The sequence below is a fragment of the Pseudomonas sp. genome (assembly GCF_030696055.1).
Lineage (GTDB): Bacteria > Pseudomonadota > Gammaproteobacteria > Pseudomonadales > Pseudomonadaceae > Aquipseudomonas.
Map to the genome: position 1 here is coordinate 42,127 of NZ_JAUYNP010000289.1, position 13,917 is coordinate 56,043.

A 13,917-nucleotide genomic window follows, 5' to 3' on the forward strand; every position below is an offset into this window, starting at 1 on the left:
CCAGAAGCCCACTTCAGGAGGTCTGCCATGAACACCTTGACCATAGGCGGTTGGTGCAAAGCCGGCGCCGAGAAAAAATCCACTCCCCTGGGGAATATCCATTTCCACGTCAGTGAGAGCGACCATCTGCGCCTGGAACAGGCCGAGGAGCAGCTGCAGAAGACCCATGCGCCCGAACTGATGGTCGAGCTCGATATGAGCGAGATGGAGTTGATCACGCCGCAGGAGTGCGGACCCTTGGCCGATTGCCGCTACCGCGTCTATTTGAACCAGGACCAGCGCGGCCAATTCCATCTGGTCGGGCACCGGGCCAGCGACGGCAGTTTGATCTACACCAACGCGGTGATGGTCGACCAGCTGGGTTAGCGCGCAGCGTCTGTCCCCTGAGCCAGCTTGACGCCCTAGGGTGCCAAGTTGGTTCAGGCTGTTTAGACCCGAGGACGCGCGGCGCTGCTGCCGCGCTTAGCGCACATTGATGCGCAGCGCCACCCCGCCGACTATCTTGCCGTTCTCCCGTTGCACCAGATCGAGGGTAAAGCTGCTGCCGGGTTTGGCCTGCGCCGGCACCGTCACGCGCAACCCCAGCCGCTGCGACTCCAGCGGCTGCAAGCGGATCGGCAGCTGCGCCTGTTTACCCTGGGCGAAGGCCAGCTCCAGAGCGCCGGGAAAAGCGGCGTTGAGCCGCTCCGGCGCCGTGCTGGTCAGCAGCTGATCGGTCGGCGGCAGGGCCGCCTGGGCATGGCAGGCGCAGTCCAGTTGCTCAGCCGTCACTGGCTGCGCCACGGCCGCTGTGGCGTCTGTCAATTCCGGCAACACCAGAGCATTGGCCTTGAGCTTGCTCGGCACAGCGCGTTTATCCAGCAGCAGGCTGGCCTGAACAGCCTCCCAGCCAGCAGGGCGCAGCAACTCGAACTGCATTGTGCGCGACAGCCGCGCCCGCAGGTTGACCGCCAGAAATGGCAGCACTATCCACCGATTCGGCGCCAGATCGACCACGCTGAGGTTCTTCTGCGCCAGGTTGTTCTGCTGCCACACATGGCGCCCGGCCTGCGGGTGGTCGAAGCGGCTGAATACGGCCGCCAACAGGCAGGGATGGCTGCCCACTGGCGGTATCGCGCTACGCGGCAGGCGCGCCTTGACGATACGCGTCTCGCCCGGGCCCAGGTCGAAGTCCGCCGCCGCCGTGACCGCCGGGAGGAAGTCGGCCGGGTAGATGAACTGGCTGCCGGCGTACTGCTTGACGTTGAAGCTGACCAGCAGATGCCGTGCGGTGGCCGTGGCGCTGCGGTTGCGCACGCGGGCGTGGATCCAGTTGTCCTGGCCGAATTCGAGGTTCTGGTGCTCCAGGCCATCGTCGTCGCGGTTGCGAATCCACAGGTCCGGTGAATCCCAGAAGCGCCCGGCCCAGTCGTTGGCGCCGGGGTCCGCGGCATCGTCGCGCAGCCACACGTCGGGCAACGGCGCCGGGTCGGCCAGGCCGTAGACGAAGCGGTGGAAGGCGTCCACACAGGTCGGGTTGCCGCCACGGGCCAGCAGAAAGCACTCCAGCTCCTCGGTCTTGATCGGGCGCGGGGTGCGCGCCAGGTAGAAGCTGCGCATCAGATCGCCCAATGGCGCGGCGCCGAGCAGCGCGGCCATGCCCTTCCAGAAACGTTCGCCGGCGCCGTAGGAGGAACCGTGGGTGACCCGCACCCAGGGATTGCGCGGGCACAGCGCCAGGGCCGCCTCGGTGAAGTTGAACGGCAGCACGCCCGCCGCGCCGTTGTCGTGGTAGGTGGTCCAGGCCTCGTCGAACCAGGCGTCCGCCTGACTGGCCGGCTTCAGCCCACGCGCCCACCAGCTGTGGAAGGTCTCGTGGCGCAGCGGCCCGGTGCCGCTGGTGGTGCCGCCCTCGTACTCCATGCCGCCCTGGTGGATAAAGGCGGTGAAGCGGTTGCCGTGGATATAGCGGCCGGAACTGTTTTCGTTGTCGGCGAGGAAACCGGCGATGGCATTGGCCTGGTTGACCAGATTGGCGGCGTTGCTGGTCAGCTTCCAGGTGGTGATCGCCACATTGCTGCCGGACACCGGCAGCACGCTGTTGACCGTCGTGCTCTGCAAACTGTCCGTGGCGCGCAGTTCCAGCAGCGGCGACAGCGCGCTGAAGCGCGCCGGAAAATCAATGCGCCAGTGGTTGCTACCCAGCACGCTGATGCTGCCATTGCTGATCGGCGTATGCGCCACGGCGGTGCCCGTCAGTTGCAGCTGCAGGCTCAGCTCGAACTGATCAAAGATCAGGTTGGCCGGTACGAAAGCCTCCAGGTAGCGCCCGGCACCCAGGTCGGTGAAGCCGAAATTGAAGGCCAGCCGCGGCCCCGCGCTCCAGACGATCTGCGGCAGGTAGGAGCCGGCCATGGAGGCCTGCGGCACGCCGACCGAGTAGGTCAGGCGCAGGCTGTGGCTGCTGCCGGCGTCCAGCACCCGGTTGAGCACCCGCAGGTTGGCGTTGGCGCCGCCACCGAAGTCGTGGCTGGCGACATCGGCCACGGTCAGCGCCGCGCCATCCAGCCAGACGCCGGTCACCGTCTGGCGCAGGTCGAAGATCGGGCAGCCGGCATGTTGGCCGAGGCGAAATTCCAGGCTGGCGTCGCCGCTGATCTGCTGCGTGGCGGCGTCGAACAGCAGGCTGGCGTCGATCCGCACTATATCCATGGGCACCGCCCACAGGCCATCGACCAGCTTGGGCGGCGGCGCCAGCGCCAGGCTGCCATTCGGCGTGGCCAATGGCGGCAGGCTCGCCAGCAGCCCAGCCAGGCCGCTCACGCATTCGCCGTCGCTTGCCAGGCAGGCGCCGGCATTGCGCTTGAGAATGGCGCGCCAGTCATAGCCGCGCGCCGCCTGCACATGGGCCAGGGTTTCAGTGACGAAGATCGCCCGTTCGCTGGCGGCGCCGTGCTGCGCCTTGCTCAGCGCCAGGTCGAAGATCGGTTGCGCCGGCTTGCCGAGATTGCCCGGCACCTCGCTGGACAGGCAGATCAACGCCGGCTCGATATAGCGCGCCAGGTGCAGCGGCGCGAGTAGCGCCAGCACATCGGCCAGGGTCGTGGCGGCCGTCTGGTTGGACAGCAGGCCCAGGCGATAACCGCGGGCCTTGAGCACCTGCAGGCAGTCCAGGCAGTCGGCGTAGCGCAAGCGCACGCCACCCGGGCCGGTAAAAATCAGGGTGTCGCCCAGATCGAAGAAGACCGTGGTGGGAACAATTGAGCCAGGCATGTTGCCTCCTTGCAGGCGCCGAAAAGGCCAGACCCCGCCAGCTGTCGCGCGCGTGCACGGCTCGCTCGGGTAAGCCTGCGGGAGCGAGAGCTGCAATCCGCGTCTGGCGCGCTAGTAGCCAGCCAGGACATAAGGTTAAAAACACTGCGGACGACGCTCGGCGGGCCGCCTAGTGGGCAATGTCTAGGCCACAGGCATAGCGCGGAGCCCGCAGTGCTGTGCAACGGTAAAGGTGGTCAGCGAGGTCGCTCAGGCATCACGGCGATAGCTGAAGCGACATCCCGCGGGGTCGGTGAACGTCAGGGTGTCGCCGCTGAGGCTGTAGGCATAGGTGACGACTTCGTCATTGGCGGTGGACAGGGCCAGCTGCCCGGGTGCTTGCAGCGCCCAGGTGCCTTGGTCCCACCAGGTGAAAGCGCCGGGCGGCTCGGTGCCGCCGACGTACAGGCCATGGGTTTCGAAACGCAGGTGCGCGGCATAGCCCGCCGCGCATTGTTCCTGACCGTTCTTGTGCCAATTGCCCGGCAGTTGCGCATCATGCAGTGTCATCCTGACTCTCCTTGGCAGAGTGGCTGCGGAGCGCGCGGGGCTATCTGCCCCGCGCATTCCGTTACAGCTACTGCCTACTTGGCGCTGGTCAGGCGAGAGGGCTTGGCCTTGGCCTTGTTCACCTTAGGCAGGCTACCGCCGGCATCGCCGATCAACCGCTCGAGCTTGCTGTGCTCACTGCTGCTCATCACAGTGTCGTAATCGAGCAGTGCCGTAGCCGCCTTGGCGTCTGGCTTGCGCTTCATAAAGCGGCTGGCCAGGCGCTTGGTCTCGATCGCGGCGAAGTGCGGTTTGAGCACCGGTGAGTCCAGCGCAGCCTGGATCGCGGCTATGCCATCGGTCAGGTGATCCCCGCCGATGGCCAGCACCAGGTGCGCATCCGGAGTGGAGAGCACCCTGTGCGCGGCTTCCGCGTGGCTGGCATCGACGGCGGCGGTGACCATCACGCTGGTGCGACCATCGAGATGGGCGACCATGCCCTCAATTTCCCAATGCACCTCGACCCGCACCTCGTGGATGCCCGATACGCCGAACAGCGCACCTTCGGCACCGCGCATCAGGGTCATCGACTCCTCGATCTGCGCGCCCGGTTCGAGCACCTTGAACGGCGAGTCTTCGATGCAGTGGATGATGGTGCGGAAGCTGCGCACGGTGCCCGCCGGGTCGCTCACGCTGCCGCTGACACATTCGCTCTTCAGGCTCAGGCTGGCCGGCACCAGCAACGGCTGTTCACCGTTGTTGCGCAGGGTGACGCCGATCCGCACCGGTGCGCCCAACGGCAGTTCGCCGAGCAGCGGGGTGACCTCCAGAGCCAGGCCGAGCACTTCCGCTTCCAGGTCGGTCGGGGCGATGTTCGGGACGGCGTTGGAGGCACCGCCGAAGGCCACCGAACCCGGACGTACGAAGGGGTCTGGATAGTGGCGCAGCTGCTTGAGGTTATCCGGGTGGAAGGACCACTGGATATTGCTCGGGAACGGCGTGGCTGGCGTGGCGCCGGCGGCGATCACGTCGCTGGTGCACATAAAGCCGAAGTCCGCCGAGTTGTGGTACAGGCCCAGGGCATGCCCCAGCTCGTGCACCGCGGTGCGGAAATACGGCGCCGCCGCCGTGCCGAAGCGCTGTCCGCTGACCGTGCCCCAGCCGGGGTCGATGATCCAGTGCGAGGAGATGCCGACGCCCTCGCGCGGCACGTTGTTGGAGTCCGTGCCACCGTTGTCGTACATGATCCCGCGCGGCGTCGAGTCGATATTCTTCACCGCCAGTATGTGATAACGCCACTCGCTGTCGAGGTTGACCACCGCGCGCCGGGCCAGCATGGCCGCGTGCATTTCCGCGTTGGACCAGGAGTTGCCGCTCGGTTCGGCGACATTGGTGTCGCTGAGGTGCACCGTGGTTTGCCAGCCCACCGCATCCATCAGGCTGGTCCAGGTATGGCCGACACCACTGTTGGTGGGCCGCTCGGAGCCGTTGACCGTGTCGATCTCCACCGTGCAGCGGCGCAGGTAGGTGGATAGCCAGCCCATGCTCAGGCGCCCGACCACCACATTGGCGGCGTTTTTCACATCGCCTTCGGCATAGTTCGATGGCGACGGATAGCCCGCCGGCCCGGCCATGCGCACCATCTGCGCGGTCAGCGTGTTGTCCAGCACCCAGCTGTTGAGCGCCGTGAAGCGGTACAGCTGAAAGCCCAGACTGAAACTGCTGCCCAGGTAGAAATACTCCGGCAACGAGGTGACCCGCACGTAGTAGCGATAGCGCGAACGCGACAGGATCGGGATGCCCGCCGCCGGGCTCGGTCCCGCCAGCAGGATGGGCTTCAACGCCAGGTTGCGGCTGGCGCCGAGTTTGCTCTGCAGCAGCGGGAAGGGCGAAACGACGGGTATGGGTAGGAAAATCACCGGGCGCTGGTAGAGGTCACCACTGGCCGTGCGCCCTTCGCTGTGCGACTCGACCCGTAGCGTGCCGTCATAAGACACCAACGGCGCGCCACTGGGCTTGTAGTTGAGCAGCCAACAACCGGCGCGCAAGCTGCGCAGCTGCGGGAAGACAAACCTCCCGGGCTGCAACTGCAGGTCGGGGTTGAATGTCGCGTTGGCGCTGTTGAGGGTGGCGCTACCGATGCCGGGTCCATCTTCCACAGCGGGCGGGAGCAGGTCGGGCATGGGGGGGATTTTCGAACTTTCAGGCAGGTGAGACATTGCTGAACACTCCTATTCAACAAGGGGCGCACCCTGCCCGTAAAACTTCTCACTGCGCGAGCTACTGCACTGCTGCGGTACGTCGCCCTTGGATTGTTATCCATGTGGTTAAGCTCATGCGCACAGCGAGCTGCGCATGAGGAAAAAGAGTATGGAGCGCAATTTCGCATAGAGCGTGCCGTCCATCCGACAAACCAGGCGGCAAGACGAACGGGTGCTGGCGTTTGGCTATAAGGGCTTGCCCGCCGCACCGGCGTTCAACCGGTCTGGGCTCCATGCCGGGCGCAACGAGATAAGGGCTCAACCAGTCGGTGATAGCGAGGCCAGTGTGGCGCGCAACAGTGGGCGGGCCACGGCTTATATCCGGGTGAAACAGTGGCTAGTATTCTGCGGGCTAGAATGGGCATTGAGGCATTTTCGCGAGTGCCGTTGTCTACCGTCCGCCTGAAGGATATCCCGGCTCGTGAAATGGATAAGAGAAAGCATGAAAGCAGCCCGCGTTGCCTTGGTTAAACCCACCCAGCCACAAGGCCGCAGCCGTCTGGCTGCATGGACGTTGCTGCTGGCTGGCATGGCCGTTGCCGGTACGGCGCAAGCCGACGACAGCAGCGCGCTGACCAGCCTGATCAACGACTATCGCCTGGCCCCGGCCAGTTGTGAGGGACAGACCTCCGAGGAGTTGCCGCCGCTCGCGGCTGACCCGCGGCTGGTGCTGCCGGTCGGTAGGGCGGGGGATTTGCAGCAGGCGCTGAGTGCGGTGGGCTATCCCATGGTCAATGTGCAGGCGATCAGCCTGTCCGGTCCGCGCGATGCCTTGGCGGCGCTGAAGGTGCTGCGGGAGAGTTTCTGCAAGGTCGTGCTGGACCCGCAGTTCGTCGATATTGGCGTGAATCGGCAGGACCGTGAGTGGCGCATCGTGCTGGCGCGGCCGTTGCTGGCCGGCCGCCTGGGCGACTGGCAGGCGGAAGGGCAGAAGCTGCTGGAACAGGTCAATGCCATGCGTGGGCAAGCGCGCCAGTGCGGCACTCAATCTTTCGCCGCGGCAGCGCCACTGGCGTGGAATGTCACGCTGGGCACGACCGCCGAAACCCACAGCCGGGCCATGGCCAACGGCAACTTCTTTGCCCACCAGGACCGTGACGGCCGCACCCCCGGCGACCGGGCGGAACTGGCCGGCTACAGCGGCCAGCGGATCGGCGAAAACATCGCCGCCGGGCTGGATACGGCAAGTAAGGTGCTCGACGGCTGGCTGGCCAGCCCTGGCCATTGCGCCAACCTGATGAACCCGCAGTTCAGTGAGCTGGGCGCGGCCTATGCGACGGACCCCAAGAGCGATGCGGGGATTTACTGGACGGCCGTGTTCGGCGCGCCTTAAGCGGCTTTATGCGGGCTGGACACAAAAAGCCCCTCTGCCGCGTAGGTGGAACCAATCAAGCGCGACAGCCCAGTGATAAATGAGCAGATCTTATGGGTGGCTGAAGATAAATCCCTCACCATTTTTGCAAGTGACTAATGTTGCAACCAGGCTTCGGCTTCCGCTTCCTGGCTCAGATCGAATGACTTGATCTGCAGACCCGGAATCAGCGCGCCCTCGACCTCGCTGGTTTTTCTCACCCATCCTTTGCCGGCAACGACTGCCATGCGGTCGAAGTGGCGAGCAACCCTGAACAGTTGCGGGATGTGCGACAACTCGACGGCTATTGCGCCCAGCGTAGGGAGCGAGAAATCGCCGACTCGATAAAGCATTCGGCCATGCTCGATGCCTTCGGATTTTAGGCGCAGCTCATCAATCGCGATTTTCATGCCATTGCTGTCGAGTTTTCCGGCAAATTCTACGTCGACGCGGTTCTCGCCGTTTCGCATTACTTGGAACATAACGACTCCTCCACAGGGGGATGTAATTTCTACGATACGCCGCTTGCTAGCGGACGTTAACTGAAAAAACGGCTTTCTGGCCTATTGGTCAAGGATTCCATTCGGCCTCCTGATGCGGCGTTTGCCACGGCGGGCTTGCGCCGTTATCCAGCCCAGTGGTTTGTGCAGGGCGACGAGGTTGCCCTCGGGCTTTAAACTGCAAGCCTGTCTCTATGCTGCTGAGCGCGCCATGCCAATCCAGTTAGTTTCCGCCACCCCCGAGCAGTTGCCGCTGATTCGCAACCTTTATCAGTTCTATGCCTACGAGTCGTCGGACTGGGAGCAGGAAGATGTCGAGCTCGACGGGCGTTTCTATGTGCACGAGCCGTATCTGGCGTTGTACTGGCAGCGCCCGGACTGGAGTGCGCAGCTGATTCTGGTGGAGGGCTTTATCGCGGGTTTCCTGTTGATCGAGCGCAGCGAAATCCCAGGGGTGGATGCGCTGGAGTTCGCCGATCTGTTTATTCTCAAGAAGTACCGCCGGCAGGGTATCGGTCGGGCGCTGGTCGAGCAGGTGATCCTCGCCAGCCAGCAGCCCTGGGTGGTTAGCCTGTACCCGCAGGACCCGCTGGCCGCGCCGTTCTGGCAGGCGATGTTGAGCGAGTTGCCGTTTCGCTCGGTGCAGCAGTTGGCGGATGCCGACGAGCCGGAGTTGCTGACGTACCTGATCAACCCGCGGCCGCACTGAGGCGGGCCGCAAGGCTTGTGCTTGAGTGCGATTTCCAGCCTGGCAATTGGCTTGCCTGATCTATGGGTTGCGCCTTTACGGCGCGCGCTACAAGGCTACGAGCTGCGTCGGCGGGGCAGGCTGGTCGAAGGGTGTGTGCATCGCCCCCGGCGGCAATAGTCGTTGCGTTCCACCGGGGCGATGCAGCTGTCGCGTTACTCGGCGGTCGTCGGGTCAATGATGGCTTTGACCGCCGATACCCGGTCTACCGGGAAACCGCCGCGCTCAGCGTGCTCGCGCACCAGCTGTTCATTGTCGGCGATGTAGACGCAGTACACCTTGTCGTCCGTGACATAGCTGTGTTGCCACTGCACCTTCGGAGCCATAGTGCTCAACACCGAGCAGGACTTCTGGGAGATGGCGTGCAGTTCGGCGGCACTGAGTTTTCCTGCGCCGGGGATGTTGCGTTCGATCACATATTTAGGCATGGCAAGAACTCCGTAAAGACTCTGGATGATCCGCATTGCCCGCAACAGTCTAGCAGTCGACCACTCTGGGGATGATGCAGGCTGCCGCCGTTGATCGCGTGGGCTTTTGGTTGGGTGAAGTGCCTCGGGTGGGATTAATCAGCGGCCGCATCGAGCAGGGCAGTTGCGTAGGATGGGTTCGGATATGATGCGCCACCCCCAAAAACCGATTGAAAATCATCAGGTCACTATGTCCGTTAATGCCCTCTATACCGACCTGTCCGATTATTACGATCTGATGTGTGCTGATATCGACTATCAGGCACAAAGCCACTGTATCCACAGGCTGCAGAAGCTTTTTGGTAACGCTGGCACCCGGCACCTCGATTTGGCCTGTGGGACTGGGCCACATGTGCGCTATTTCATCGATTTTGGCTACACAAGCAGTGGGCTCGATATTAATCAGCCCATGTTGGACAAGGCCGCTATTCGCTGTCCGCAAGCGCGCTTCTCGTTGCAGGATATGTGCAATTTCACGGTGAGTGAGCCGCAGGACCTGATTACCTGCTTCCTCTATTCCATTCATTACAGCGGCGCAATTGAGCGGCTGAAAGCGTGCATCGCCAGTGTGCATGCTGCGCTGGCTGCCAATGGGGTGTTCTGCTTTAACTCCGTCGATAAGAACAAGATCGACAACGATTTATTCGTGTCGCACACCGCCAGGCACGATGACGGCCTGTTCAGCTTCAGCTCAGGCTGGAGCTACTGCGGTAGTGGTGAGCAGCAATCGCTGAAGCTTCGTATTGAAAGAACGACAGCAGGTGACCGCCAGCTGTGGCACGACGAACATCCCATGGTGGCGGTGAGCTTCGCCGAGTTACAGGCGCTGCTGCAGCCGTACTTCGAGGTTCATATACTTGAGCATGATTACGAAAAGATCATCCCGTGGAACGGTGCTTCCGGGAATGCTCTATTCGCCTGTGTAAAGATTTAGCGCGTAAGGGTAGGGTGGAAAACCGCGAAGCGTTTTCCACCGGGGATGTTCGGGCTATTCGCTTGCTGCGCCTTGCAGGGTGGAAACCGCACGGCGCAGGCCGCCGGTTTTCAGGCCGGCTCTGGCGTCCGATTTACCTGCAGCGCCCGCTGCAGCTCCGCCACCAATGCATCGACCTTGTTCAGGCCCTGAGCCACCGACTCGGCAAGCAGCTCACCCCCCATTTCCTGACCCTCGATCGCAATCTGGTGCACCTGGGTAATGCCGATAAAGCCGAGGGCGGTGATCAGGTTCGGTTCCAGATGGTTCATATGGGCCATCTCGCCACCGACGCCAAAGCCGATACCGCCTCTGGCCGTGAGGATGACGGCATGCCGTGGCCGGTCGGCCAGCTTCGCCACGTAAGGGTCGAGCGGGTTGCTTTCATCGATGTCCACGGTTCTGCCAGGGCGCACAATCTGGTCGATCCACGCCTTGAGCGCGGCCGGCATGCCGAAGTTGTAGAGCGGCGTGCCAAGCACCAGCACGTCCGCCGCAATCAATTCATCGACCAGTTGGTCGCTCTCTGCCAGCGTTTCCTGCATCCATGGCTCACGCTGTTCCTCCGGGGTAAAGGAGGACGCGATCCAGTCATGGCTGATGAAGGACGGCGGGTTCTGGCCGATGTCGCGGTAGGTGAGGCTGTCCTGCGCACGGCGGGCCAGCCATTGGCTGACAAACCGGTGACTGAGGTTGCGACTGTGCGAGCCGTGTTGGTCCTTGCCAGCGAGGCCGGGGCGGGCGCTGGTATCCAGGTGCAGGATGTGTGGCATGTCGAGTCTCCTTTTCGAAGTTGAATTCATCTGTTATTCGCAGCAGACTCAGGCTAGATTCAGCCCTCAAGGGCGACAACCGACGATTATTTTCCGATACGAATGAGAGAAGCTCATGTATGGCGCAGCGCTGGTTACCTTCGCTTTCTGCCCTGCGGGCCTTTGAGGCGGCCGCTCGCCACGAGAGCGCCAAGCAGGCCGCAGAAGAACTCTCGGTTACCGCTACGGCGATCAGTCACCAGATTCGTGCACTGGAAGAGTCCCTCGGCGTCGCGCTGTTTCTGCGCAAGCCGCGCCAGCTCGAATTGACCGCCCAGGGGCGCGAGCTGCAGCAGGTGCTGGAAACCGCGTTCGACAGCATCAGCGCAACGGCGGTACGTCTCAGCGCGGTGCCCTGTCGCCAGGCCATTACGCTTAGCACCACGCCTGCCGTGGCGGTGCGCTGGCTGCTGTCCTGGGTATGCCTGCTGCGCGATGCCCATCCGGATATTGACCTGCGCATCCACGCCTCGCATGAGCCGGTCGCGCTGGATGGCGTCACCGCGGATATCGCCATTCGCTATGGTGACGGCCGCTGGCCGGGGCTGGTGGCTGAGAAGCTGTTCGACAACACCTTTATCCCGGTCTGCAGCCCGCTGCTCGGTTTGCACGATGCGGCCGAGCTGGCAAAACATTCACTGATCCACTTCCGCAATCAGGCCGCTGTTTCTTCGCCCATCGATTGGGCCGTGTGGCAGAAGAAGGCCCAGGTGCCGGGGCTGGATGTCGGCGCTGGGCTGGTCTTCTCCGACGAGACCCATGCCGTCTCGGCTGCCCTCGGTGTGCAGGGCGTGGCGCTGATGAGCCGCCAACTGATCGAGGATGAGCTGAGGGAAGGGCGGCTGGTACAGCCTTTCGGTCCGGAGCTGGAAGGCAAACCGTTCTTTCTGGTGTATCCGGAAAACCGTAAGAACGACCCGACCATTCAGGCGGTGCGGGATTGGGTTATGGCGGTGCCGGGAGGGCGGTGTACGCTGTTGGCCGGCTGATATAACTGCCCCTCTGCGGGGCTTGGGCAGGCTTCGTGCTGCCCGTGCGATGTGGATATCCAGTTGGGTTGCCCTTTGTAAAGCGCAGTATCTAGCCATGGCACCCGCTAGCCATCCGTGCCAAGATTTGCCGGTAGATAAGCGAGAGGTTATGCCATGGATCTGCAGAAAATTGAGGATGAAGCCCTGCACCTTCCCAAGAAAGAGCGGGCACAGCTGATCCAGCGTTTGGTCTTGAGTCTGGAAGCCCCCTCAGAAGAAGAGCTTCGATCAGACTGGTTGCTTGAAGCACGACGGCGAGCAGAAGAGCTTGATAGTGGCTCGGTTCAGGCTGTGCCCGGTGATGAGGTGATGAAGAAGGCTAGAGCCCTGATTCGATGAATTATTCTTTTCACCCGGCAGCGGAGGCGGCCGAGTTTCTGGAATTAGTCGGTTATCGTAGTAGCGGCCCATGGCCGCGATGCTTTTACCTTTCGTTTTGCCCCTCCACAAAATGGCGATCAAAACGCGCGAAGCGTATTCCGCTGGGCGGTTTTCAGGCTATTTACCGTCCAGCTTGTAGTTCTGAGGGGAAATCTAGTGCGCCCCTACTGTTCCGATCATCGATTGCGGTTGGACTGGCGTCTTGCTGCTTTTTAGGCTTCAATTGCTGCCTTTAAAGCAGCGTATTGGTGTTCTTGTGTCGCTAGCCACACTGCTATTCAGCGAATATCGGCGAAAGGTGCTGACGCTTCTGCTCTTGCATGCGGACCGGCAATACCACCAGCGGGAAATCGCCCGGCTTACCGGTACGCTCTCCGGTACGTTGAGTCGCGAGCTGACCAAGATGGTAGAGGCAGGTCTGCTGTTGAAAGTGCCGGTCGGCAACCAAATGCATTACCGCGCCAATCGTGATTGCCCCATTTTTGAAGAGCTTGCTAGCATCCTGCGCAAGACCAGTGGTTTGGCAGATGTATTGGCGGACGGGTTAGAACCACTCGCGGGACAGATCGAAGTAGCTTTCGTATTCGGTTCGATGGCCAGTGGCAAGGCGAACGCCGCGAGCGATGTCGATTTGCTGGTCATCGGCGATGTGGGCTTTAGCGAGCTGGTGACTGAACTCTACCCGCTGCAGGAAATCCTGGGCCGTGAGATCAACCCCAAGGTGTACCCCAAACCCGAGTGGCTGCAACTGATGGCCGGGCGGGGGGCGTTTGCAAGGCAGATACTGGAAAGGCCCAAACTATTCGTGATTGGCACGGAGCATGACTTGATCGAGCCCAAGGAGCGGGGATGACACTGGAAAATTTGCTGGGTCGTTTGCTGGAGCGCATCGAGCCGGATGACGCGAATGTCGTGCGCCTGCTCGAGGCCGCCAAACGCAGCTTGGCGGACGCCAAACTGGCCGAAATGAGTAGCGAAGGCCGTTTCGACATGGCCTATAAGTGCATCATGCAATCGGCGAATGCGGCGCTCCAGGCCAATGGCTTCCGGACGCTGACCAGTACGCCGGGCCACCACCAGACCATGATTCAGAGCTTGCCACGTACCATCGGCTTGGATAGCAAGGTTATGGTGGTACTCGACAGTCTGCGTAAGCAGCGCAATGTCGCGGACTATTCTGGAGAGCCGGTCAGCGCCGCAATGGCGCAAGAGGCTGTGGCTCGGGCGAGCGAATTGCTCGAGCAGGTGGAGCAATGGCTGCGCGAGCATAAGGCAGGGTTGTCCTAAGAGACTCGCTTGCCGATGCTTGAATGACTGCGAACCTGGCGGCCGATAGTGGGCGGCTCACTTTTGGCAAACGCCCCCAAAGTTGTTGTGTTCAGGAGTGGTGGTTGACCGCCGCATCGGTGGTGTTTGGTCGAGCGGGTTGCGCCCCCTCGGGCGCCTCACTTTTCTTTGCTCGTGCAAAGAAAAGTAAGCAAAAGAAACACGCCCCGGACATCCGGGTTTCGCTGCGCGAAACTCCCCTCACTCCATCATTGCTCCAGGGGCCGGCGTACAAGGGCCGTCCCTGGCCCTTTACGCCTCTCGCCGCATCCATGCGGCTCACTCCC

Annotated in this window: 14 protein-coding genes and 1 pseudogene; 9 read left to right on the forward strand and 6 right to left on the reverse strand. The window is 62.4% G+C overall.

The window, feature by feature from the left end; translation table 11 throughout:
* Window positions 1–27 precede the first annotated feature (27 nt).
* The gene (locus Q8Q83_RS17340; protein WP_305625373.1) at window positions 28–366 is read left to right on the forward strand and encodes a hypothetical protein; all 339 of its coding nucleotides are present in this window, start codon (window positions 28–30) and stop codon (window positions 364–366) included.
* 96 nt (window positions 367–462) lie between these two features.
* Here the strand turns inward: Q8Q83_RS17340 and Q8Q83_RS17345 are convergent, their stop codons facing one another.
* The 3 genes from Q8Q83_RS17345 to Q8Q83_RS17355 all read right to left on the reverse strand — a co-directional run bounded on the left by Q8Q83_RS17345 (window position 463) and on the right by Q8Q83_RS17355 (window position 5,963).
* Complete coding sequence (locus tag Q8Q83_RS17345) at window positions 463–3,252, reverse strand: hypothetical protein (RefSeq protein WP_305625374.1); 2,790 nt, start codon at window positions 3,250–3,252, stop codon at window positions 463–465.
* Window positions 3,253–3,501: 249 nt separating this feature from the next.
* Complete coding sequence (locus Q8Q83_RS17350) at window positions 3,502–3,801, reverse strand: hypothetical protein (RefSeq protein WP_305625375.1); 300 nt, start codon at window positions 3,799–3,801, stop codon at window positions 3,502–3,504.
* Window positions 3,802–3,875: 74 nt separating this feature from the next.
* Window positions 3,876–5,963 carry a hypothetical protein gene (locus Q8Q83_RS17355; protein WP_305625376.1) on the reverse strand — a complete coding sequence of 696 codons (2,088 nt, stop codon included), beginning with the start codon at window positions 5,961–5,963 and terminating at the stop codon, window positions 3,876–3,878.
* A gap of 607 nt (window positions 5,964–6,570) precedes the next feature.
* Between Q8Q83_RS17355 and Q8Q83_RS17360 the strand changes: the two genes are divergently transcribed.
* Window positions 6,571–7,374, forward strand: coding sequence for a CAP domain-containing protein (locus Q8Q83_RS17360; RefSeq protein WP_305625385.1), 804 nt, complete (start codon window positions 6,571–6,573; stop codon window positions 7,372–7,374).
* Window positions 7,375–7,508: 134 nt separating this feature from the next.
* Here Q8Q83_RS17360 and Q8Q83_RS17365 read toward each other — a convergent pair whose 3' ends face one another.
* A complete protein-coding gene (locus Q8Q83_RS17365) occupies window positions 7,509–7,874 on the reverse strand; it encodes an STAS/SEC14 domain-containing protein (RefSeq protein ID WP_305625377.1) in 366 nt (121 codons plus the stop codon).
* Window positions 7,875–8,103: 229 nt separating this feature from the next.
* On the opposite strand from Q8Q83_RS17365, the gene Q8Q83_RS17370 reads away from it, so the two are divergent.
* Window positions 8,104–8,601 carry a GNAT family N-acetyltransferase gene (locus Q8Q83_RS17370; protein WP_305625378.1) on the forward strand — a complete coding sequence of 166 codons (498 nt, stop codon included), beginning with the start codon at window positions 8,104–8,106 and terminating at the stop codon, window positions 8,599–8,601.
* A gap of 194 nt (window positions 8,602–8,795) precedes the next feature.
* On the opposite strand, the gene Q8Q83_RS17375 is transcribed toward Q8Q83_RS17370, so the two are convergent.
* Entirely contained in the window at window positions 8,796–9,068 is a 273-nt protein-coding gene (locus Q8Q83_RS17375; protein ID WP_305625379.1) for a DUF4242 domain-containing protein, read from the reverse strand.
* A gap of 229 nt (window positions 9,069–9,297) precedes the next feature.
* Between Q8Q83_RS17375 and Q8Q83_RS17380 the strand changes: the two genes are divergently transcribed.
* A complete protein-coding gene (locus tag Q8Q83_RS17380; protein WP_305625386.1) occupies window positions 9,298–10,041 on the forward strand; it encodes a class I SAM-dependent methyltransferase in 744 nt (247 codons plus the stop codon).
* A gap of 110 nt (window positions 10,042–10,151) precedes the next feature.
* Here the strand turns inward: Q8Q83_RS17380 and Q8Q83_RS17385 are convergent, their stop codons facing one another.
* Window positions 10,152–10,853 carry an FMN-dependent NADH-azoreductase gene (locus tag Q8Q83_RS17385; protein ID WP_305625380.1) on the reverse strand — a complete coding sequence of 234 codons (702 nt, stop codon included), beginning with the start codon at window positions 10,851–10,853 and terminating at the stop codon, window positions 10,152–10,154.
* 119 nt (window positions 10,854–10,972) lie between these two features.
* Here Q8Q83_RS17385 and Q8Q83_RS17390 point away from each other — a divergent pair, with 119 nt between their 5' ends.
* The 5 genes and pseudogenes from Q8Q83_RS17390 to Q8Q83_RS17410 all read left to right on the forward strand — a co-directional run.
* On the forward strand, window positions 10,973–11,881 hold the full coding sequence (locus tag Q8Q83_RS17390) for a LysR substrate-binding domain-containing protein (RefSeq protein ID WP_305625381.1): 909 nt from the start codon (window positions 10,973–10,975) through the stop codon (window positions 11,879–11,881).
* A gap of 156 nt (window positions 11,882–12,037) precedes the next feature.
* A complete protein-coding gene (locus tag Q8Q83_RS17395; RefSeq protein WP_305625382.1) occupies window positions 12,038–12,262 on the forward strand; it encodes an addiction module protein in 225 nt (74 codons plus the stop codon).
* Window positions 12,263–12,506: 244 nt separating this feature from the next.
* Window positions 12,507–13,157 carry a nucleotidyltransferase domain-containing protein gene (locus Q8Q83_RS17400; protein WP_305625383.1) on the forward strand — a complete coding sequence of 217 codons (651 nt, stop codon included), beginning with the start codon at window positions 12,507–12,509 and terminating at the stop codon, window positions 13,155–13,157.
* A complete protein-coding gene (locus Q8Q83_RS17405) occupies window positions 13,154–13,591 on the forward strand; it encodes a HEPN domain-containing protein (protein ID WP_305625384.1) in 438 nt (145 codons plus the stop codon). The genes Q8Q83_RS17400 and Q8Q83_RS17405 overlap by 4 nt, the downstream gene beginning before the upstream one ends.
* A gap of 104 nt (window positions 13,592–13,695) precedes the next feature.
* Window positions 13,696–13,917 (forward strand): annotated as a pseudogene (locus Q8Q83_RS17410) (hypothetical protein); the annotation flags it as partial.